18 protein-coding genes are annotated in these 20,722 nt (G+C 63.1%); 15 read left to right on the top strand and 3 right to left on the bottom strand.

Features of this window, described 5'->3' with window-relative positions:
- Position 1 precedes the first annotated feature (1 nt).
- Entirely contained in the window at positions 2 to 886 is an 885-nt protein-coding gene (locus tag KIT02_RS11260; RefSeq protein ID WP_297577770.1) for a PfkB family carbohydrate kinase, read from the top strand.
- A gap of 44 nt (positions 887 to 930) precedes the next feature.
- Here KIT02_RS11260 and KIT02_RS11255 read toward each other — a convergent pair whose 3' ends face one another.
- Positions 931 to 1,737, bottom strand: a complete 807-nt coding sequence (locus tag KIT02_RS11255; RefSeq protein ID WP_297577769.1) for a siderophore-interacting protein — start codon at positions 1,735 to 1,737, stop codon at positions 931 to 933.
- A gap of 144 nt (positions 1,738 to 1,881) precedes the next feature.
- On the opposite strand from KIT02_RS11255, the gene KIT02_RS11250 reads away from it, so the two are divergent.
- A complete protein-coding gene (locus KIT02_RS11250; protein ID WP_297577768.1) occupies positions 1,882 to 2,403 on the top strand; it encodes an HPP family protein in 522 nt (173 codons plus the stop codon).
- An 18-nt stretch (positions 2,404 to 2,421) separates the two neighbouring features.
- Here the strand turns inward: KIT02_RS11250 and KIT02_RS11245 are convergent, their stop codons facing one another.
- The gene (locus tag KIT02_RS11245; protein WP_297577767.1) at positions 2,422 to 3,738 is read right to left on the bottom strand and encodes an NAD(P)H-dependent oxidoreductase; all 1,317 of its coding nucleotides are present in this window, start codon (positions 3,736 to 3,738) and stop codon (positions 2,422 to 2,424) included.
- A gap of 200 nt (positions 3,739 to 3,938) precedes the next feature.
- Here KIT02_RS11245 and KIT02_RS11240 point away from each other — a divergent pair, with 200 nt between their 5' ends.
- The 5 genes from KIT02_RS11240 to KIT02_RS11220 all read left to right on the top strand — a co-directional run bounded on the left by KIT02_RS11240 (position 3,939) and on the right by KIT02_RS11220 (position 8,187).
- Entirely contained in the window at positions 3,939 to 4,229 is a 291-nt protein-coding gene (locus tag KIT02_RS11240) for an STAS domain-containing protein (RefSeq protein ID WP_297577766.1), read from the top strand.
- Positions 4,226 to 4,591 (top strand): response regulator, encoded by a 366-nt coding sequence (locus KIT02_RS11235; RefSeq protein WP_297577765.1) that lies wholly within the window; start codon positions 4,226 to 4,228, stop codon positions 4,589 to 4,591. The genes KIT02_RS11240 and KIT02_RS11235 overlap by 4 nt, the downstream gene beginning before the upstream one ends.
- 31 nt (positions 4,592 to 4,622) lie before the next feature.
- Positions 4,623 to 6,962 (top strand): chemotaxis protein CheA, encoded by a 2,340-nt coding sequence (locus KIT02_RS11230; protein ID WP_297577764.1) that lies wholly within the window; start codon positions 4,623 to 4,625, stop codon positions 6,960 to 6,962.
- 87 nt (positions 6,963 to 7,049) lie between these two features.
- Positions 7,050 to 7,538 (top strand): chemotaxis protein CheW, encoded by a 489-nt coding sequence (locus KIT02_RS11225; protein WP_297577763.1) that lies wholly within the window; start codon positions 7,050 to 7,052, stop codon positions 7,536 to 7,538.
- Between the two features lie 64 nt (positions 7,539 to 7,602).
- Positions 7,603 to 8,187 (top strand): shikimate kinase, encoded by a 585-nt coding sequence (locus KIT02_RS11220; RefSeq protein ID WP_297577762.1) that lies wholly within the window; start codon positions 7,603 to 7,605, stop codon positions 8,185 to 8,187.
- A 47-nt stretch (positions 8,188 to 8,234) separates the two neighbouring features.
- Here the strand turns inward: KIT02_RS11220 and KIT02_RS11215 are convergent, their stop codons facing one another.
- Positions 8,235 to 8,588: a hypothetical protein gene (locus KIT02_RS11215; RefSeq protein WP_297577761.1), complete on the bottom strand. Its 354-nt coding sequence runs from the start codon at positions 8,586 to 8,588 to the stop codon at positions 8,235 to 8,237.
- A 166-nt stretch (positions 8,589 to 8,754) separates the two neighbouring features.
- Between KIT02_RS11215 and KIT02_RS11210 the strand changes: the two genes are divergently transcribed.
- The 8 genes from KIT02_RS11210 (at position 8,755) to KIT02_RS11175 (ending at position 20,693) form a co-directional block, all read left to right on the top strand.
- The gene (locus tag KIT02_RS11210) at positions 8,755 to 9,345 is read left to right on the top strand and encodes a hypothetical protein (RefSeq protein ID WP_297577760.1); all 591 of its coding nucleotides are present in this window, start codon (positions 8,755 to 8,757) and stop codon (positions 9,343 to 9,345) included.
- Between the two features lie 86 nt (positions 9,346 to 9,431).
- A complete protein-coding gene (locus tag KIT02_RS11205; RefSeq protein WP_297577759.1) occupies positions 9,432 to 10,991 on the top strand; it encodes a methyl-accepting chemotaxis protein in 1,560 nt (519 codons plus the stop codon).
- A 27-nt stretch (positions 10,992 to 11,018) separates the two neighbouring features.
- Entirely contained in the window at positions 11,019 to 11,864 is an 846-nt protein-coding gene (locus tag KIT02_RS11200; protein WP_297577758.1) for a protein-glutamate O-methyltransferase CheR, read from the top strand.
- Positions 11,861 to 12,907 (top strand): chemotaxis response regulator protein-glutamate methylesterase, encoded by a 1,047-nt coding sequence (locus KIT02_RS11195; protein WP_297577757.1) that lies wholly within the window; start codon positions 11,861 to 11,863, stop codon positions 12,905 to 12,907. The genes KIT02_RS11200 and KIT02_RS11195 overlap by 4 nt, the downstream gene beginning before the upstream one ends.
- A gap of 110 nt (positions 12,908 to 13,017) precedes the next feature.
- Positions 13,018 to 13,407: a response regulator gene (locus tag KIT02_RS11190; RefSeq protein ID WP_297577756.1), complete on the top strand. Its 390-nt coding sequence runs from the start codon at positions 13,018 to 13,020 to the stop codon at positions 13,405 to 13,407.
- Positions 13,408 to 13,628: 221 nt separating this feature from the next.
- Complete coding sequence (locus KIT02_RS11185; RefSeq protein WP_297577755.1) at positions 13,629 to 16,154, top strand: methyl-accepting chemotaxis protein; 2,526 nt, start codon at positions 13,629 to 13,631, stop codon at positions 16,152 to 16,154.
- 295 nt (positions 16,155 to 16,449) lie between these two features.
- Positions 16,450 to 18,504 carry a methyl-accepting chemotaxis protein gene (locus KIT02_RS11180; protein ID WP_297577754.1) on the top strand — a complete coding sequence of 685 codons (2,055 nt, stop codon included), beginning with the start codon at positions 16,450 to 16,452 and terminating at the stop codon, positions 18,502 to 18,504.
- A gap of 137 nt (positions 18,505 to 18,641) precedes the next feature.
- Positions 18,642 to 20,693: a methyl-accepting chemotaxis protein gene (locus KIT02_RS11175; RefSeq protein WP_297577753.1), complete on the top strand. Its 2,052-nt coding sequence runs from the start codon at positions 18,642 to 18,644 to the stop codon at positions 20,691 to 20,693.
- The last annotated feature ends 29 nt before the right edge of the window (positions 20,694 to 20,722 follow it).

The raw sequence follows: 20,722 nt of genomic DNA, 5'->3' as shown, positions 1-20,722 counted from the left end.
CATGGCGCAGGGCGTACTCGTCGTCGGCGACGTGATGACCGACATTATCGTGCGGCCGGAAGGGCCGGTCGTGCCCGGCTCCGATCGTCGGGCGGAGATCCGCAACCGCCCCGGCGGCTCGGGGGCCAATCAGGCCGTCTGGCTGGCCTGGGCGGGGGTGGCGGTCACCTTTGCCGCCCGCGTGGCCGCCGCAGACAAGGGGTTTTACGAGAACTATTTTCGCGGACTGGGCGTGATACCGGTGCTTGCTGCAGATCGGGACCTGCCCTCGGGCGTCCTGGTGACCATTCTTGACCCCTCCAACGAGCGCAGCTTTCTGACCGATCGTGGCGCCAATCTGAACCTTTGCGCCGACGACCTGCCGGATGATCTCCTCGACGGCATCGGTCTGGTGGTGATTTCGGGCTACAGCCTCTTTGCGCCGACGCCCCGCCACGCTGTCCGGGCCCTGCTCGAAAAAGCGCGTCTGCGCCAGGTTGCGATTGCCATCGATCCGGCGTCCGTCGGCTTTCTGGCCGAGATCGGACCCGGGAACTTCCGCGCCTGGGTCGGGGAGGCGGACTGGCTGTTCGCCAACGAAAGCGAAGCAGAAATGCTCAGCGGCGAGGCCGACCACGAACAACAGATGCGCCGGTTGGGCGAGCAATTCACCTATGTGGTGATCAAGCGGGGCCGGTTTGGCGCGAGCCTGGGCGGCAAGGGCGGCATTGCGCTCAACCGGCCGGCACCGACCGTAGATGTGGCCGATACGACCGGAGCGGGCGACGCCTTTGCTGCGGGTTTTGTTGCGGCCCTGATGCGCGGAGAACCCCAAGATGTCTGCCTTGAAAGCGGCATTGTCAGTGGCGCAAAGGCCGTTCAGGTGCTTGGCGGACAGCCGGGCTAGATCAGGCCGCCCGGCTACCAATTTTCATGAAGCGGATGCGCCCGTTAGTGATCCTCATGCGCGTCGGCGACACCCAGACGCCAATAGCCGGCGGCTTTGACATATTCGGGCAGAAAGCCGCGTTCGGCAGTCAGGTGTTCCCGTACGGACTTGGCCATGGTGACTTCGCCGGCAATATAGCCATAGGCGGTGCCCTGCGGGAAAGCCGTGGCCTTCACCGCATCGAGCACGAGGCCGGTCGTTCCGGCGGGGGCGCCGTTGCGGTGCACATAGGTCATTGTCAGGTCGGCCTGGGTTTGGAAGCGTTGCTCCTCGGAGGCGCTGTCGACCTCGATGACGGCCAATACCCTGGCGCCGGCCGGAAGCTCCTCAATGCGGCGGCCGATGGCGGGCAGGGCGGTCTCGTCCCCGGCCAGCAGGTACCAATCGAATGTCATGGGCGTGACCAGCGAGCCGCGCGGGCCGCCGATGACCAATGTAGAGCCGGGCACCGCCTGGCTGGCCCAGCCGGAGGCGGGGCCGTCGCCGTGCAGGACGAAATCCAGATCGATCCACCCCTCTTCCTGGCTCCAGTATCGCGGCGTGTAATCGCGCATTTCCGGCCGCGTGCCAGGCGGGAACTCGGCGCCGTTGGGGCCGATAGGGGGCAGCAGCGGCTCGACACCCGCCGGAAAGAAAAACGCCTTGATGTGATCGGCATGTCCGGGAGAAGCGAAGCCCTCGAGGTCGCCGGAGAACCGTATCCGGCGCATCAGCGGGGTGATGTCGGTGACAGCGGTAGCGGTCAGCAGACGCATGCGGGTTTCATGGCGAACACGCTGCGGCGCGCGCGGATCGATCACGTCGTTCATGGCTTAATCCTGATTTTTCTGATCATCAATTAGGCCATGTGGTCTGGTCAGGCAAGCGTTGCGGTCGTGATGTTTTTCCCGTTGGGGCTGGGCTTCCATCGCCCGGTCTGCAAGAAGGACCCTTTGTGAACAAGGAGGCCGCCGATGCACCCGCTGATCGCCCGCTTCATCGCCAGGCACGAGCCGCGTCGGGATTGGCGCCTGCACGCCAAATCGGCAAGTGCCACGGCCGCGAGCGTGACGTTGATCGGCTATCTTTCGGTCACGACCGGCCTGCCTCTGCTGCTGGCGCCGCTGGGGCCGACGACGCTGCTGATCTTCGGACAGCCGGATTCGGCCGGGGCACAGCCAATCAACATTTTTGCCGGCTACCTCATCGGTACGGTGATGGCGGTGCTCGCCATGAGCGTCGTGCCGGAGCCCTTCTGGCTGGCAACGCTGTGCGTGGGCCTGGCTATGCTCGCCATGTTGGTGCTGCGGGTAACCCACCCGCCGGCGGCTGCCGTTCCGCTCCTGACCTATTCGGGTCCGGTGGATCCGCTGACGCTGTTCGTGGTGCTGCTGGCGGCCTGTATTCTCTTGGTCGCGTTGGGCGTACTCGTCCACCGGCTGCCGCCACGGCGGCGCTATCCCCTGCCCTTGGCAGAGGAAATCGAGAAGGAATAGGGCGTGTCCGCTGGGGCGTTAGAGCAGGCCCAGCATCCTGTCCTGTTCCTGCCGCAGGGCATATAGCCGGGTCGAAACATCCGGACGGGCATTGGCAGTCGTGAGCAACTCGCCCTTCTTGACCGACGCGATGACCGTGCCGCCTTCGAGAAGGCCAACCGGCAGCGCGCCGGCGGCGCGGGCGTCCCCCACGGTCATGGCGAAGGAGCGATAGCAGGTCTCCCCGATGGCATCGAGGCTCTCTCCGGGTTTCAGATCGCGCTTTGCGACCGCGCAAACCTCGGCGACGGGACGGGGCAAGGGAACCATGTCGGGCCGCCCTTGCATCATGATGCGCGCACAGGTGAGCGGGACTTCCAGGCTCGTCAGATGATAGGGCCGGAAGAATGCATAATAGGGACCATGGCCGATATGAAGATCATCCATGCGCTCGATGATGCGGGGATGGGTGGCCTTGACGATGACGAAGACGCCGGGTGCGACGCCCTTGCCGATGGTGAAGTCAACGACGCCTGAGCCGTTGAGAATGCCGCCATCAGCCTTGGGGATGAGGACCTTGGCCATGTCGTCGCGATTGGTGGCCGGACCGTGCATGCCCGGAATGTCGGGCACAAGGCCGGTCGCGTTGGCAATGGCGGTCATTTCCACGGCCGTTTTCGAGCCGTCGACGAACTCCACCAGCATGCGCGGGTTCATGTTGCGCCGTTCGGCCTCGGCCCGATAGTCATCGGGCACGGCATCGTGCTTCAGCGGATTGTTCTTGCCCTTGCCGGCAGCGACGACATCGAGCCCGAGCGCAGTGACGAATTCGATCAGTTCCATGCAGGAGCTGGGCTCGTCCCCCGCCCCGACCGAGTAAACCACGCCCAGCCGGTCGGCCTGAGCCTTCAAATAAGGCCCGATGGTCACGTCGGCCTCGACATTCATCATCACCAGATGCTTGCCGTGCTCCATGGCCATGAGGTCATAGTCGGCCGCAACGCCCGGCTTGCCGGTGGCGTCGATGACAACGTCAATTCCGGGCGTGGTGACGAGCGTTTCCGCCGAGGTAATGGCGATCTTGCCCTGCTCGATGGCCGCAGTTGCCGCGCTGGGGCTGTCGACCACCTTGCCCATGGAATTTTCACCATAGGCAATGGTCATGGCATCGAGCGCGGTATGCGGGCGCCGGGTGGCGATCGCGGCCATTTCGATGCCCTGCATCAGGCTCATCTGGGTGACGAGGTCAGTTCCCATTTCACCCGATCCGATGACGCCGACCCGGATGGTCTTGCCCGCTTCAGCACGGGCAGCAAGGTCTCGGGCAATGCCGGTAAGGGCGATCTTGGCGGGCATGGGGCGGTCCAATCAGTTCTCGGCCATGCGATTACCCCCCCATGCAGACGGGGGCAAGGGTTTCCGACCATCCAGGCATGGCCGCCGGCACCAGCATCTGAAGCGCCGGGTCAAGATACGGACAAGTCATAGTTAGCACTTCTTAAACCGTTCAAGATGAATATGACCCGAGGAGAAGACTCCGGGGGTTCGCCTACACCATGGCCAAGCAGACCAACGAGACAGTGGCCCTGCCAGCTGTCATCGATCTCGATGCAATCGACGGCATCCGGGACAGGTTGATCGACGCGCTGGAAAGCGGGCCGGTGAGCGTGGACGCGTCTGGGGTGGAACGTGTGTCCACCAATGCCCTGATGCTGCTGATCAGCGCGGCCGAAACGGCCCGGAGACACCATTTCGATTTTGCCATTGAAGCACCGAGCGCGGCCATGGGTGCCGCAATCGAGCGGCTGGGCCTGACGGCCCAGTTTTCGGGGATGATGAAACAATGACGCTGCGCGTTCTCACGGTGGATGACTCGCGAACCATTCTGGCCATGCTGCACCACACGCTTTCCAATGCCGGGTTCGAGGTGCTGCAGGCCGAAGACGGCAAGCAGGGCCTGGATGTCCTCAAGGCCCAGGAGGTTGATGTGGTGATCACCGACATCAACATGCCGGTGATGGATGGCATCGAGTTCATCAAGCATGTGCGGGCCAGCGGGCAGCACAATTCGCTCCCCATTCTGATCCTCACCACCGAGACCAGCCAGGACAAGCGCGATCAGGGCAAGGCCGCGGGCGGTACGGGCTGGATCGTAAAGCCCTTCGATCCGGAAAAACTCATCTCGGTCATCCACCGGGTCGTACACTAGCCGACAACATGCAGGGGGCGGGTGCGCCGCAATGAGCGACCTCGACGACTTCAAAGCCACCTATTTCGACGAATGCTCGGAATTGCTGACCGAGCTCGAGGAGCAGTTCGCGGCCATCGAGGCGGGCGAGCGCGACCGGGAACGGCTCAACGCCGTGTTCCGGGCTATCCACTCGATCAAGGGTGGCGCCGGCGCCTTTGGCTTTTCGGCCCTGGTGGGCTTTGCCCATGCCTATCAAACCCTGCTCGATTTCGTACGCGACGGCCGCGTTGAGCTTACCGACGATGTGGTGACCCTGTGCATCCGCGCCAATGATATCGTCGCCGATCACGTCAATGCCGCCCAGTCGGGCGAAGACCTGCCGGCCAATTACGGCGCCGAGGAAAAGGCGCGGTTCGATGCCATCGCGCGGGGCGAAACCAATTCCGAAGCGGCCGATTCCGGGGATAGCGGCGACGAAGGCGGGGAGATCGTCGAGGATTTCGATATCGACTTTACCCCGGTCATGGTCAACCTGGACGATCAGCATGGGCGTAGAGAAGCGCCTGTGGACGATGTGTTCGAGGCCTCCCCCGTCGCCAGCGTGCCCGAACAGTGGGAAGTTCGTTTCACACCGCACCGCGCCCTCTATGCCCGTGCCAATGATCCGCTGCTGCTGTTCCGCGAACTGGCCGCGCTGGGCCAGATGCAGGTGCGCGCGCACCTGGGTGAAGTGCCCCCGCTATCCGACTTTGAGCCCTTTGCGGTCTATTGCGCCTGGGAAATCACCCTGATCTCGCCGACGCTGACGGAAGAGGCGATCCGGGAAGTGTTCGAATTCGTCGATGGCGATTGTGACATCGTCATTGCCCGTTTGGGCGATGCCGGCGCTGTGGCACCGGTGCGCGAAGCCGCCGAGGCGCCCGCTGCGGCCGACGCCGAGATGGACTTGTCGAGCCTGCTTGCCCTGACCGAGGACGAGATGGCGCAGCCGGCGGAGTTCGCGGCCGAGCCGGAGGCGGAACCCGCCGGAGCACAGGACCAGTTCGAGGATGCGCCTGGGATGAGCCTGGCGGCACTCGCCGACGAGATCAAGCCGACTGTGGCTCCCGCTCCGGTCAAGGCTGCCGAGCCAGCGCGCCCGGTGGCCAGCATGCCGCCGGCCAAAGCGGCAGCGCCCGCAGAAGGCGATGATGCCGGACGCGGCTCGGTCGGTGTACAGTCAATCCGGGTCGATCTCGACAAGGTCGACCGCGTGGTCAACATGGTGGGTGAATTGGTGATCACCCAGTCCATGCTGACCCAGCAGATGGACGAGACCCTGCGGGCCCGCTACACCGAACTGGTACGTGGCCTCGAAGTCCTCGCGCAGACCACGCGCGGACTCCAGGATTCGGTGATGGCCATCCGGGCCCAGCCGGTCAAATCCGTCTTCAGCCGCATGCCGCGACTTGTGCGGGAACTGGCGACCAAGACCTCCAAGAAGATCAAGCTCGAAACGATCGGCGAGAATACCGAGATCGACAAGACGGTCATCGAGCAATTGTCCGACCCCCTGACCCACATGATCCGCAATTCGGCCGATCACGGCATCGAGGGACCGGACAAACGTCTGGCCGCCGGCAAGCCGGAAACCGGCACGATCCGCCTTTCGGCGGAGCAGGCGGGCGGCAATATTCTGATCGTTGTTGAAGACGACGGCGCCGGCATCAATCGCGAGCGGGTGCTGCGGCTGGCGCGCGACAAGGGCATCGTGGCGCCCGATATCACGCCGACGGACGAGCAGATCGACCAGTTGATCTTTGCCCCCGGCTTCTCGACGGCCGAAGCAGTCAGCGACATTTCGGGTCGCGGCGTCGGCATGGACGTGGTGCTGTCCAATATCAAGAAGATCGGTGGCTCGGTCCATGTCCGGTCCTGGACCGGCAAGGGCTGCCGCATGACCTTGCGCCTGCCGCTGACCCTGGCCGTACTCGACGTGATGCTGGTCAAGGTTGGCGACAATCCCTATGTGGTGCCGCTCTCGTCCATTGTCGAGACCATGCAATGCTCGCGTGCCGCGTTCGAGCGCGTACCGTCCGGTGGCCGCGTGCTGCAGGTGCGGGGCGAGTATGTGCAGGTCATCGACCTCGGCCAGCGCTTCGGCATGGTCCCGGCCAATGCGCCGGACGATCAGTTCGTGGTCCTGTGTGAGGCCGAGGGCAGCCAGAAAGTGGCTCTGGTCGTCGATGACATCATTGGCCAGCAGCAGGTGGTCATCAAGTCGCTCGAGGAAAACTTCGAACGGGTCGACGGCATTGCCGGCGGCACCATTCTGGGCGACGGCAATGTGGCACTGATCGTGGACGTACAGGGTCTGCGCACCACCCATATCCATCAGAATGCCGCTTGAGTTGGCGGACCAGCGTTAAGAAATTGGCGTCATCTGACGCGGTAGGATGCGAGTAGGCCCAGAACGGGCGGCAGAAAGGCGAGTACCATGGAAGCGTTGAGCCTGCGCGACGATATCGGCGACAAGTCGGCACTGGCGGGGCAGAACACCCTGCAGCTGATCGCCTTCTCCATCGGCGAACAGACCTATGGCGTGGAAATCACCACTGTGCGCGAGATTCGCGCCTGGAACGGTGCGACCCCGCTGCCGAACACACGCGCCTATGTCCGCGGTGTCATCAACCTGCGCGGCACGATCGTGCCAATCTTCGATCTCAGGGCGCGCTTCGGCGACGGCCAGACATCGCCCACCAAGAACCATGTCGTGGTGGTGATGAGCGTCGGCGACAAATGGGTCGGGATCCTGGTCGATGCGGTCAGCGATATCCTGACGGTCAATCGCGACGAAATTCACAATGTGCCGGAAGGCAATTCGATCGACACCGAACTGCTCAACGGCATCGTCACCCATGAGAGCCGCATGGTCGGGCTGATCGATCTGCACTCCGTGGTCATGGGCGCCAAGATGGACGCCTGAGGCCGGACAGGTCGAGGACACGTCAAGGGCGCCAGTGGCGCCCTTTTTGTTTCGGGTCAGGATTTTGGGCAGCACAATCGAAACGGTAGTCGCGGCAATCGAAGCGCGGTCGAAAGGTCGCGATACGCCATTGGTCGTTGCCATTGACGGGCGGAGCGGTGCAGGCAAATCGACCCTTGCCAACATCATCGCGCGGCGCATTGGTGCATGCGTGGTGCCGGGCGACGATTTCTTCGCTGGGACCACGGGCATCAGCACGGCTACGGCTGCGGACCTAGCCGGCACCTGCATCGATTGGCGCCGCCAGCGGCGCGTGATCGAGAGCCTTCTGACGACAGGGCGGGCCCAATACCAGGCTTTTGACTGGGATGCGTTCGACGGATCGCTGCAGTCCGACTGGACCACGCTTGCGACATCGCCGGTGATCCTGGTTGAGGGTGTCTATTCGGCACGGCCGGAACTGGCAGACCTAGTTGATCTCAGCCTGCTCGTTCACGTGAGCGAGGCGCGGCGCATCGAACGGCTGGTGGCCCGTGAAGGCGAAATCGGGCCATGGGAGCGGCAGTGGCATCGTGCCGAGGACCACTACTTTGCCATGACGCGGCTTCCGGACAGTTTCGATATTCTGCTCGGTGACGACGAGCCATAACGAAAAAGGCGCCGAAGCGCCCCGGTTGAACGACTACGCCATGAGCGTCAGAAGAGCTCGGCTTCCCCGTGTACCTGGTGGGCAGCAATTCCCGACAGCGAGGGCACCCGCAATTCGTCAAGCGTAAGGCTGGCCCAGATCTCGTCATAGACACTGTCCGGGGCCGTTGGCGGCAGGAGGGCAAACTGACGGACCGCCAGCGCCATATTGTGGCAACGCTGCTCGATACGGTCCTGTCCCTGCAGGGCGGTGATGATCAACTGCACAGCCTCATGGACCGTGGGGTCCTTGCTGAGCTGCTTCTCGGCCAGCAACTCGAGGGCTTCGGATATGCCTTCGAGCATGGACGCGGTTTGCCGCGCCGTCTCATCCAGTTCCCGTGCGAGTTTCTGTAGTGACATTGATAAAACCCTAGCCCCCGTTCTAGCCACCCTATCGCGGAAAATCTAAACCTCTCCTTGCCGTTTTGGCCCGGTCCGGCTCCGTCACAAGTTGTGGTTAGCAATTGGCTAACGAGTTTTCCGCTACGATCCGAACAAATCGCCCGTAGAGGTCTATGAAGAAACTATGCCCCAAATTTCTTCCCTGCCGCCCGAATTCGACCGGGGGGTGGTAACGACGGTCCATCAGGGCGACTGTCACGTATCCAATGCTGCCGATGTCACTTTCTCTACCGTATTGGGCTCCTGCATTTCCGCCTGCGTGCGTGATCGTGTCGCCAGCGTTGGCGGCATGAACCACTTTCTGTTGGCCGAGCAGTCCGGTTCGGCCAAGGACCGCTACGGCGCCTCGGCGCGCTACGGCGCCTTTGCCATGGAACAGTTGATCAACAAGGTCCTGACCCAGGGGACGGGAAACAAGGCCAATCTCGAGATCAAGATATTCGGAGGCGGCAAGATCAATTCGGCGCTGGATGATGTCGGTGCCAAGAATATCGAGTTTGTCCGGCAGTTTCTGAGCGTCGAAGGCTATGTCGCGGCCAGCGAGGATCTGGGTGGGACCTATGCACGTCGTGTCCTGTTCAAACCCCACACGGGCCGGGCATTCGTCAAGCGCCTGGATAGCGACCTGGGTGCCAGCGTGGCGCGCGAAGAACTGGCCCTGGCGCGCAAGAAAGTCATTGTGCCGGCGCCGGTGGACGATATCGAGTTGTTTTAGCACTCGGAAAGATAGTCTTTCCGAACTCTTACTGGGCAGGCCTGTTCTACAGGTTTGATTAACCATTGCGCGGATAGGGTCAGATCATGCCCGACCGCTCCATCAATATCGGTGATTCGCGCCTGCCCGAGGCTGGGCTGCGCCTTACTCTGGTTGTGTCCGGGTTGTGGTTTGGCGCCCTGGCACTGGCCGGGGGGCTGTTGCTCACCATGGGGCCGGGTCCAAGCTGGCTGGCGGTGCTGGGGAGCCTTGCCGGACTGGCCTTTGCAGGCTCGGCAGTCATCGGCCATCTGGCTGATCGCCGTGCTGCCCGGACATTGGGGGCGATGGCCCATGCAGTGGGCCTTCAGGACCGGCCCGGTGAATCGCTGACCATGAGCGGCATTGTCGAGCGTCTCGGCAGGCGGCTTGATCGGGCCCATCATTTCCGCGCCGCCATTGCCGCGATGGATGCTCCGGCTCTGGTTGTCGACAAGGATGGCACGATCCTGGTGGCCAGCCATGGTCTGGAAACCTGGGCGCCAGAGGCCAGGGACGGAGAAAGCCTCGATCGCCTGTTCGGCGAGGGCTATGTCGAGGCCGGGGGTGGTGCTCCTGAGGAGGCGTTGATTGCGCTGCGCGGTCAACGCCTTGCCGTGCATCGGCACGGGCTGCCCGCCGAGCGCTACCTGCTGGAATTGCGGCCGGCCGGACAATATCTCGAAGACGACGATCTCGATGCGCTGGTTGGTGCTCTTTCAGCGGGCCAGACCGGCTTCCGTTTTGCCAGCGAGGCCTCCGCGCACAATCCGGCCCTTGCGGCGCTCAATGATGGGCTGGGGCGTCTAGACGCCGCCCGGCAGGCCCTGCGTCACGTGCTCGAAGGGCGGGTCATCGACCAAAAGACAATTGGGGCGGCCTTTGCCGAGGAAATCGGCCGCGTCGGGCAAATTCTGGACGAGGGGGCCGCCTCGCGGCGGGATCATGGCCTCGACCGCCAGGCACTTGAGATGCGGCTGGCTTCGGTCAAGCAACTGCTTGAGCAATTCGAGCAACGGGCCGCCGAACTGGAGGCCCGGGCCGCGACCGGCCAGGAGGCATTGCGGGCCGGGATGCAGCAGGTCGAAGACCTCAAGAAGCAGTTGCATCATGCCCGTGGCCAGGGTCGCGACGCCGAAAAGCTGGCCGGAGATGCTGAACTGGCTGCGCGGCGCACCCAGGCCTTGGTCGGCGAGATCGATCGCATGACCGCCGAAGTCGATACCATCACCGCCGCCATCGAGGACGTCTCCTTCCGGACCAATCTCCTGGCGCTCAATGCGGCGGTGGAGGCCGCGCGTGCCGGAGAAAAGGGTGCCGGCTTTGCAGTCGTAGCCGACGAAGTCCGCCAGCTCGCCCAGATTACCAATCGATCCGCCAAGGATATCCGCGTCATCGTGGACAAGGGACGCGCCCAGGCGCGCACCGGCATGGAGGAGGCCGCGCAACTGCAAGAATTAATCGGCGCCCTTGAGCATAATTTACGCAATCTAAGCAATGATGCTGCCAGTATTCCGGTGAGTTCAGGGGGATTTCACGCGCCAGAAGGTGCGAAACGTTCTGAAGTTGCGGCTGGGTTCGGGCCCGGCCGGCAGGGGGACCAGCCAGCGCGGCGAGCTGCCGGCTGATCGGCCGACACAGAAGGGGAAGGTCGCATGGAACAGGGGGAGTACACCCTGAGCGAGCGGGAGTTCACGCGCATCAAGGCGCGTGTCTACGACGTCGCCGGAATTTCACTCAGCAATGCAAAACGCACCCTGGTCGTGTCGCGTCTGAGCAAGATCGTGCGCGCGCTCAATCTGCCCAGCTTCGATGCCTATGTCGACTTTCTCGAACGCGGGGGATCGAGCAAGGACGGGCAGGACTTCGTCAATGCGCTGACCACCAATCTCACCCGCTTCTATCGCGAGGATCACCATTTCGACCATCTGCGGACCCATGTGGCCAGCTTGATTGCCGGCAAGCCGCGAGGTTCGCGGCTGCGCCTGTGGTCCGCCGGATGCTCGACGGGCCAGGAACCCTATACAATCGCCCTTGACCTCCTGGACGCTTTCCCGGAACTCAAGCGCTGGGATTTCAAAATTCTGGCCACCGATATCGATACGGCAGTGATCGCGCGTGCCGCCCAGGGCATATATCCGCAAAGCGAACTCAGCGGGTTGAGCGCCGATCGTGCCAGGCCGTTCGAACGTCAGGCCGATGGCACCATAAGGGTGCCGGCGGCAGCACGCGAAATTGTCGCCTTCAAGCCGCTCAACCTTATTGGCCCCTGGCCGATGAAGGGCCCGTTCGACGCCATCTTCTGTCGGAACGTGGCGATTTATTTCGACAAGCAGACACAGGGCGAAGTCTTTGGCCGCTTCGCCAAAATGGTCGCGCCCGAAGGCTTCCTCTATATCGGCCATTCGGAAAACCTGGGTTCGGGGGGTGATGCCTTCCGCCTCGTCGGCAAGACGATCTACCAGATGCGCGAAACACCGAACAAACGAGTTGCAGCATGAGCATCAAGGTCCTGATCGTCGATGACTCGGCGCTCATCCGCGAAGTCCTGGCGCGCATTCTCACCCGTGATGGCGATATCAGCGTGGTGGGCACGGCGACCGATCCGATCGATGCACGCGAAAAGATCAAGTCGCTGAACCCGGACGTGGTGACGCTCGATATTGAAATGCCCAACATGAACGGGCTGGCCTTTCTCGAACGGCTGATGCGGCTGCGGCCGACGCCGGTGGTCATGGTGTCGACCCTGACCAAAAAGGGGGCCAGCGAAACGCTCCTGGCGCTGGAACTGGGCGCCGTCGACTTCGTCGCCAAGCCGAGCGCCGAGTTCGAGGGCGGGCTGGATGCCTTCGGCGTCGGCCTGCGCGAAAAAATCCGCGCCGCGGCGCGCTCGGATGTGCGCGCCAGGGCCAGCCGGGTCGAACAGCCCAAGGTGCCGGTGCGCAGCGCGGCCGCCCCCGATGGCGCCCTGATCGCCATCGGTGCCTCCACCGGTGGTGTCGAAGCCATCCGGACCGTTCTGACCAGCATTCCTACCGATTGCCCGCCCATTGTCATTGCCCAGCATATGCCGGCCGGTTTCACCGGGCGCTTTGCCGCGCGCCTGGATGAACTCAGTGCCATCAAGGTCGTGGAAGCCGAAGATCGTATGCCGTTGCAGCCGGGGCACGCCTATGTGGCGCGTGGCGATTATCATCTGCGCGTCGAGCGGTCTTCGGGCCAACTCAAGTGTCGTCTGCAGCAGGACGAGTTGACCAGCGGCCATAGGCCCAGCGTCGATGTGCTGTTCGAGTCCGTGGCGCGCACCGTGGGTCCGCTGGCGGTCGGTGCGATCCTGACCGGCATGGGCCGCGATGGCGCACGCGGCCTCAAGCTCATGCGCGAAGCGGGAGCCCATACGATCGGACAGAGCCAGGCTTCGGCGCTGGTCTATGGCATGCCGCGCGTGGCCTTCGAGGAAGGGGCCGTGGTCGAGCAGGCTGCCATCGAGCAGGTGGCGGCGCGGCTCGCCAGCGCATTGGTGAAACTGAAGTCGGCCGCATGAGCGATCGTGCGGATGCCGATGGCCGGATTGAGAGAATTGTAACGCTTGGACTGATAGATTTCGCTCAGGCGGGCCAAGTCAGCGGCGGCGCGTAAAGGGTAAGAACGAACATGCCAAAAGCAAGCGCAGTCAGCGTTCTCGTCGTTGATGACCAGCAGTCCATGCGCGGCATCTGCAAGTACATCCTCACCCAGCTCGGGTTCAAGGACATCCTTGAAGCCAAGTCGGGCCGCGATGCCCTGGGCAAGCTCGAAAAATCCAATGTCGACCTCATCATTTCCGACTGGAACATGGAAGACATCGACGGGCTGACGCTGCTCAAGGTCATCCGCAAGCACCCGCGCACCCAGCACATGCCATTCATCATGGCCACCGGCCGTTCCGACAAGGAACAGGTCAAGGAAGCCATATCCTTCGGGGTGAACAATTACATCATCAAGCCATTCGACGCTTCCACCATGAAGAAGCGTATCGAGGCGGTGATTGGCGCGCTTTCCTGATTTCCAGTTCGCGAGACTCGCAACACCCTCGCATCGGCGGGGGTGTTTTCGTTTGCAGATAACGTCTTGCCAGCGCCTCGGTATCATCCCGTAGGGATTGGTTAATCGGCCAAGTGTATCGTTTCCGGAACTTTGACCGTCATGGTCAGTGGGGGGAGCCCGCGCGCAGAGGACCGGCTGATTTCCGGCATGGGGCGCGGTGTCGAGGAAGGTACCTGTTCATGAAGTTGTTTCCGCACCTCAAGATTGCCCAGAAGCTGCCACTGGCGCTTGTCGGCTCGGCCCTGGTGGTCAGCGCAGGCGTCGGCATTGCCAGCTATTTCATTGGCCTCAATACGGTGCAGGAACAGCGTGACCAGTCGATGCAGGCATCGCTGAACACGGCCTCGTCCCAAGTCGTCGATTACTTTTCAAGCGCCGAGGTTGACCTCAGGCTCTTCGTCCAGCGGTCCGACACGGTGACGGCGATGAAGAATTTGACGCGCGCCCTGGACGAGTTGCGCATGGGCCTCAAGGAACGAGCCGCGCTGCAATTGCAGACCGCCTATGTCACCGATAGTCCCAACAAGGAAGATCGCGCCGCGGTCGACAGCGTCGGCGCCATGGGCGCGAGCTATGATCCGGTACACAAGCGCTACCACCCCGGTTTCCGGACCCTCAAGCTCGAACGCGGCTATTCAGACGTCCTGATGATTTCGGCCGCAGGCGACGTCGTCTATTCGGTGGTCAAGAACCCCGATTTCGTGACCAATGTGGTGAGCGATGCTGACATGGCCGCATCCGGCCTGGGCCAGGCCTTTGCCGCCGCCAAGGACCTGCCCGACGGCTCTGCCGCCTTCATCGATTTCAGTCTTTATGCCATGTCCGGAATACCGGAGAGCTTCATGGCCATGCCGGTCTATGACAAGGACGAAAAGACCGGCGTCATGGTGCTGGCGATTTCGCCGGAGGCCATGAGTGCTCGCGTGTCCAGCCTGGCCGGCATGGGCCAGAGCGGGGAAGTTGTCGTGGTTGGCCAGGATGGTTTACTGCGCAGCGAATCCCCGCGGACCGAAGAAGCTGACGTGTTGACGACAACTCTCACCTCTGAGGTGGTTGCGGGGGCATTTTCGGGTGTTTCGGGCGAGGGCATTTCCACCGATTACCGCGGCGCTCCCATGGTGGTGCGGGCGCAGCCTGTCAGCGTCGGCGATGTCACCTGGGCTGTCACCGCAGTGCAGCCGGAAGAGGAGGCCTTTGCCCCGGTCGTCAGCATGCGCAATATGACGATCATGGTGGGGGCCATCCTTCTGGCGATCGCCGCCGTGGTCAGCCTGATTTTCGCGCGATCGATCAGCCGCCCGATCGGCCGTTTGACCCAGACTATGGAGACGCTGGCAAGCGGTGACCTGTCGGCCGAGGTCAAGGGCGCGGGGCGCCATGATGAGATCGGCGCCATGGCCCGGGCGGTCGAGGTGTTCCGTGAGAACGGTCTCAAGGTCGCGGAAATGACAGAGGCCGAGGCGGCCCGAATTGTCGCCACGCAAGCCGAACGCGCCGCCATGATGCAGGACCTGCAACGCGCCTTCGGGCAGGTGGTTGATGCCGCCATTGCCGGGGACTTTTCGCGGCGCGTGGATACCGAATTCCCCGACGACGAACTCAATACCCTGGCCCGCTCGGTCAATGGTCTGGTGGAAACGGTGGATCGCGGGATTTCGGAGACCGGTTCGGTGCTGGCGTCACTGGCGCGGACCGACCTCACCCATCGCATGCAGGGCGACTATCAGGGTGCCTTTGCCCGCCTCAAGGCCGACACCAACGCGGTGGCCGACAAACTGACCGATATCGTTGGTCAGTTGCGCGAAACCTCCGGCCTGCTCAAGGTAGCGACCGGGGAGATCCTGTCGGGCGCCAATGATCTGTCCGAACGTACCACCAAGCAAGCCGCCACCATCGAGGAAACGTCGGCCGCCATGGAGCAATTGGCCTCGACGGTTTTGCAGAATGCCGACCGGGCGCGGGAAGCCAGCACGGTGGCAACCGGCGTGACGCAGACGGCCGAAACCGGCGGACAGGTCATGGGCCAGGCGACCGAAGCGATGGAGCGCATAACGGCGTCTTCGTCCAAGATTTCCAACATTATCGGCATGATCGACGACATTGCCTTCCAGACCAATCTCCTGGCCCTCAATGCCTCGGTGGAAGCGGCGCGCGCCGGCGAGGCGGGCAAGGGTTTTGCCGTGGTCGCGGTGGAAGTGCGGCGTCTGGCACAATCTGCCGCGCAGGCATCTTCGGACGTCAAGGCTCTGATCGAGCAAAGCTCTGACGAGGTCCGGGGCGGCTCGCGCCTCGTGGCCGACGCCGCGTCGCGGTTGCAGGAAATCCTCGATTCGGCCCGCTCGTCGAGCGAACTGATGAATGGCATTGCCCGCGAAAGCCGCGAGCAGGCTGCCTCGATCGAAGAGGTCAACACGGCCGTCCGCACCATGGACGAGATGACCCAGCACAATGCCGCTCTGGTCGAAGAGATGAATGCCGCCATCGAGCAGACCGAGGCTCAGGCAAGCCAGCTCGACCGCATCGTCGATATCTTCGCCCTGGAACCGGGCCAGGCCACTGCCGCCCGGCCGCCGGAGGCACCAGCCGGCCCGATCAAGACGATGGCTGCCGGCGCGCGCGGACTTCAATCGAAACTGACCAGCGCCGCCAAGTCCTATCTGTCGCGGGGCAATGCCGCGGTGGATGCAGACTGGAGCGAATTCTGATCCACGCGATTTCGGGGCAGGGGCGCCACTGTGCGCCCCTTGTTGTTTCGCCTGAAAATGGCGGCGCCGATTGATCAACGGGTCCGTCGGACCTGGGGTTGGCAAGGCCGTCGATGCGCAAAAATCCGGCAGCTTGACGCGAAAAAGTGCGAAGGTGATCAGATTTCGAGCTTCCGAAATCGATTGCGTGGATTTCCGTACAACTTTCAGTAACCGGTTTACCATTAGCGTCTTCCCTCATATCGGCCAGAGGATGGGCTCCTCCGGCGCATCCGACTGTTCGGGGGGAACTTCCATGAAGACGCTGGCGCGCATGCTCGGCAATGTCCGCATGACCACCACTATTCTGGTTCTGGTGCTGGGCACCATCATCGGCTCGATCGCGATCGTGTCCGCCACGATCTATCTCAACCTGCACGCGCGGGCGATGGCCGACAGCAATACGCAACAGGCGACCAATGTGGGCGTTGCCGCCACCATCCTGGAACGCCGCATTTCCGGTTCGGTGCTCAAATGGGGCGAAGGCGGCAGCATCGAAGCCTTCCAGAGCTGGGCCATTCCGCCCTTCTACGACACCGAGATCATCGACTCCGTTACACGCGTGACCAAGCAGGATGCATCGATCTATGTGATCGACAGCGCCAGCGGCACCATGCTGGTCAAGACCACCAGCCTTCTGGCCGAGGATGGCACGCGGATGTCCGACCTGGTCCTCGGGCCCGACAGCGCGGCCTTCGAGACCGTCATGGCCGGTGAACCTTATCTGGGCCCCATCGACATCAAGGGTGTTGCTTACTACGCCGCCCTGCAGCCCATCGAGAAGATGAGCGGCGAGATCATGGGCGCCATATTCGTCGGGACGCCGATGAGCCAGGTCGAAGCTGCAGCCAACAGCGTGCTGGGCTTGATCGCCATTGCCGGACTTGCTGTCACTGCCGCCATGGGCATTATCGGCTTCATCGCCTCTCGCGTCATCACCCGTCCAATTCCACAATTGGCAGGTGCGATGGATGCGATTGCGGAGGGTCAGTACGAGACGGATGTGCCCTATACGGAGCTGGGCAACGAAGTTGGCGGCATGGCGCGTGCGGTGGAGGTGTTCCGGCAGAACGGGTTGCGCGTGAGCCAGATGACGGAAGCGGAAGCGGCCCGGATCGTGGCTGATCAGGAAAACCGCAAGCGGATGATGAGCGAGTTGCAGAGTGCGTTCGGCGAGGTGGTGGATGCCGCCGTTGCCGGCGACTTCTCCCGCCGGGTCACCGCCGAGTTCCCCGATCCCGAACTCAATGCCCTGGCCGGCGGCGTCAACAATCTTGTCACCACCTTCAATCGCGGTGTCGACGAGATTGGCGGGGTGCTGGGTGCCATGGCCAATACCGACCTGACACAACGGATGACCGGGGACTACGAAGGCGCCTTTGCCAAGCTCAAGGCCGATACCAATGCGGTGGCCGACAAGCTGAGCGAAGTGGTCATGCAACTGCGCCACACTTCTGGTTCGCTCAAGGTGGCGACGGGCGAGATCCTGTCGGGCGCCAATGACCTGTCCGAGCGCACCACGCGGCAGGCAGCGACCATCGAGGAGACGTCTGCGGCCATGGAGCAGCTGGCATCCACTGTTCTGCGCAATGCGGAGCGGGCCCGCGAGGCCAGCGCCAATGCCAGCCAGGTGACCCGGACCGCAGAGGATGGCGGCAAGGTCATGGATGCGGCCAATCAGGCGATGGAGCGGATCACCTCGTCCTCGTCCAAGATCTCCAACATTATCGGCATGATCGACGACATCGCCTTCCAGACCAACCTTCTGGCGCTCAATGCGTCGGTGGAAGCGGCGCGCGCCGGGGAAGCGGGCAAGGGCTTTGCGGTTGTGGCGGTGGAAGTGCGGCGCCTGGCGCAGTCGGCGGCGCAGGCCTCTTCCGAGGTCAAGGCGCTGATCGAACAGAGCGCCGGGGAAGTGACCTCCGGCTCCAAGCTGGTTGGGGAAGCGGCCGGCAAGCTCGGCTCGATGCTGGCCTCGATCCGCGAAAATACCGCCTCGATGGAAGCCATTGCCAATGACAGCCGCGAGCAGGCCTCGGCGATCGAGGAGGTCTCGGCGGCGGTTCGGACCATGGACGAGATGACCCAGCACAATGCGGCGCTGGTTGAAGAGACCAATGCGGCCATCGAGCAGACCGAGGCACAGGCGATCGAACTGGACCGCATCGTGGATGTGTTCCGGGTGGAAGCGACAAGTGCGGCCCCGGCCGGTCAGGGCGTGCAGGCACAGCAGGAAAAGCTGCGGGCCGCCGGACCCAGTCTGCAAAGCCGAGGCAATGCCGCCCTCGCTCCGGACTGGGACGAGTTCTGAGCAGAAACATGGGGCGCCTGACGGCGCCCCTTTTTTCGTACCCAGACAACTACCATACAAGAGCAAGCTTGCGTTAAGCGCTCCGGTATATCGTGGCAGAGGATCGAGCAGCCACAGGGCCGGAGTTGGGGGGAATGATGACTATCTTTGCAGGCTTGCGACATGTGCGGCTGACGGCCGCCATTGCGGTATTGATGCTGGCCAGTATTGGCGTAACCGTCATAGCCTATAGCGTAAGCACCTATTTCAGCCTGCGGGGACAGGCCGTGGGTCAGGCCATCGCCCAGCAGGACGCCGATCTCAAGACGGCGGCTACAGTTTATGAAAAGCGCCTGTCCGGATCGGTTCTGACCTGGAACGAGGACGATGGCAGCATTGTCAGCTTCACGACCTATTCCATTCCGAACTTCTACGATACCGGCGCGGTCGACTCGGTAACCCGGGTTACGGGCGGCGAAACCATTGTGTTCAGCCTCGATGCCGAGGGCCGGTTCATCGCCAAGTCCACGAGTTTTGAAACCGACGACGGCAAACGGGTGATCGACTTCGTGCTTGATCCGGCCGATGCGCCGGCGGTGGCGCTCAATGCCGGTCAGGCCTATTTCGGCGAGATGGCGCTTGAGGGTAAGACGTTCAACGCGGCCGCCCATCCGATATACAAGCTGGATGGAACGCTTCTGGGTGCTTTCTGGGTTGGCAAGGATGCGTCGCTGGCCGATGCCGCCGCACGCGAAGCTCTGCCTGGACTTGCGGCCATGGCTGGCGTGCTGCTGCTGGTCATGGGGGCCATCGGCCTCGTCGTGTCGCGCCTATTGACCCGTCCGATTCCACAATTGGCAGGTGCGATGGATGCGATTGCGGAGGGTCAGTACGAGACGGATGTGCCCTATACGGAGCTGGGCAACGAAGTTGGCGGCATGGCGCGTGCGGTGGAGGTGTTCCGGCAGAACGGCCTGCGCGTGAGCCAGATGACGGAAGCGGAAGCGGCCCGGATCGTGGCTGATCAGGAAAACCGCAAGCGGATGATGAGCGAGTTGCAGAGTGCGTTCGGCGAGGTGGTGGATGCCGCCGTTGCCGGCGACTTCTCCCGCCGGGTCACCGCCGAGTTCCCCGATCCCGAACTCAATGCCCTGGCCGGCGGCGTCAACAATCTTGTCACCACCTTCAATCGCGGTGTCGACGAGATTGGCGGGGTGCTGGGTGCCATGGCCAATACCGACCTGACACAACGGATGACCGGGGACTACGAAGGCGCCTTTGCCAAGCTCAAGGCCGATACCAATGCGGTGGCCGACAAGCTGAGCGAAGTGGTCATGCAACTGCGCCACACTTCTGGTTCGCTCAAGGTGGCGACGGGCGAGATCCTGTCGGGCGCCAATGACCTGTCCGAGCGCACCACGCGGCAGGCAGCGACCATCGAGGAGACGTCTGCGGCCATGGAGCAGCTGGCATCCACTGTTCTGCGCAATGCGGAGCGGGCCCGCGAGGCCAGCGCCAATGCCAGCCAGGTGACCCGGACCGCAGAGGATGGCGGCAAGGTCATGGATGCGGCCAATCAGGCGATGGAGCGGATCACCTCGTCCTCGTCCAAGATCTCCAACATTATCGGCATGATCGACGACATCGCCTTCCAGACCAACCTTCTGGCGCTCAATGCGTCGGTGGAAGCGGCGCGCGCCGGGGAAGCGGGCAAGGGCTTTGCGGTTGTGGCGGTGGAAGTGCGGCGCCTGGCGCAGTCGGCGGCGCAGGCCTCTTCCGAGGTCAAGGCGCTGATCGAACAGAGCGCCGGGGAAGTGACCTCCGGCTCCAAGCTGGTTGGGGAAGCGGCCGGCAAGCTCGGCTCGATGCTGGCCTCGATCCGCGAAAATACCGCCTCGATGGAAGCCATTGCCAATGACAGCCGCGAGCAGGCCTCGGCGATCGAGGAGGTCTCGGCGGCGGTTCGGACCATGGACGAGATGACCCAGCACAATGCGGCGCTGGTTGAAGAGACCAATGCGGCCATCGAGCAGACCGAGGCACAGGCGATCGAACTGGACCGCATCGTGGATGTGTTCCGGGTGGAAGCGACAAGTGCGGCCCCGGCCGGTCAGGGCGTGCAGGCACAGCAGGAAAAGCTGCGGGCCGCCGGACCCAGTCTGCAAAGCCGAGGCAATGCCGCCCTCGCTCCGGACTGGGACGAGTTCTGAGCCATAGCCGGCTATCATGAGGCAAGGCC

This window comes from Devosia sp. (genome assembly GCF_025809055.1).
GTDB lineage: Bacteria > Pseudomonadota > Alphaproteobacteria > Rhizobiales > Devosiaceae > Devosia.
Note: the sequence above shows the minus strand (reverse complement) of the source record. Positions and strands in the feature narration are given on the sequence as shown.

Bases quoted from the DNA above. Each gene is read 5' to 3' on its own strand.
- KIT02_RS11230 (WP_297577764.1), top strand. From the start codon at position 4,623: ATGAGCGACCTCGACGACTTCAAAGCCACCTATTTCGACGAATGCTCG.
- KIT02_RS11235 (WP_297577765.1), top strand. From the start codon at position 4,226: ATGACGCTGCGCGTTCTCACGGTGGATGACTCGCGAACCATTCTGGCC.
- KIT02_RS11200 (WP_297577758.1), top strand. From the start codon at position 11,019: ATGGAACAGGGGGAGTACACCCTGAGCGAGCGGGAGTTCACGCGCATC.
- KIT02_RS11215 (WP_297577761.1), bottom strand. From the start codon at position 8,588: ATGTCACTACAGAAACTCGCACGGGAACTGGATGAGACGGCGCGGCAA.
- KIT02_RS11250 (WP_297577768.1), top strand. From the start codon at position 1,882: ATGCACCCGCTGATCGCCCGCTTCATCGCCAGGCACGAGCCGCGTCGG.
- KIT02_RS11245 (WP_297577767.1), bottom strand. From the start codon at position 3,738: ATGCCCGCCAAGATCGCCCTTACCGGCATTGCCCGAGACCTTGCTGCC.
- KIT02_RS11210 (WP_297577760.1), top strand. From the start codon at position 8,755: ATGCCCCAAATTTCTTCCCTGCCGCCCGAATTCGACCGGGGGGTGGTA.
- KIT02_RS11175 (WP_297577753.1), top strand. From the start codon at position 18,642: ATGACTATCTTTGCAGGCTTGCGACATGTGCGGCTGACGGCCGCCATT.
- KIT02_RS11240 (WP_297577766.1), top strand. From the start codon at position 3,939: ATGGCCAAGCAGACCAACGAGACAGTGGCCCTGCCAGCTGTCATCGAT.
- KIT02_RS11180 (WP_297577754.1), top strand. From the start codon at position 16,450: ATGAAGACGCTGGCGCGCATGCTCGGCAATGTCCGCATGACCACCACT.
- KIT02_RS11190 (WP_297577756.1), top strand. From the start codon at position 13,018: ATGCCAAAAGCAAGCGCAGTCAGCGTTCTCGTCGTTGATGACCAGCAG.
- KIT02_RS11185 (WP_297577755.1), top strand. From the start codon at position 13,629: ATGAAGTTGTTTCCGCACCTCAAGATTGCCCAGAAGCTGCCACTGGCG.
- KIT02_RS11205 (WP_297577759.1), top strand. From the start codon at position 9,432: ATGCCCGACCGCTCCATCAATATCGGTGATTCGCGCCTGCCCGAGGCT.
- KIT02_RS11260 (WP_297577770.1), top strand. From the start codon at position 2: ATGGCGCAGGGCGTACTCGTCGTCGGCGACGTGATGACCGACATTATC.
- KIT02_RS11255 (WP_297577769.1), bottom strand. From the start codon at position 1,737: ATGAACGACGTGATCGATCCGCGCGCGCCGCAGCGTGTTCGCCATGAA.
- KIT02_RS11225 (WP_297577763.1), top strand. From the start codon at position 7,050: ATGGAAGCGTTGAGCCTGCGCGACGATATCGGCGACAAGTCGGCACTG.
- KIT02_RS11195 (WP_297577757.1), top strand. From the start codon at position 11,861: ATGAGCATCAAGGTCCTGATCGTCGATGACTCGGCGCTCATCCGCGAA.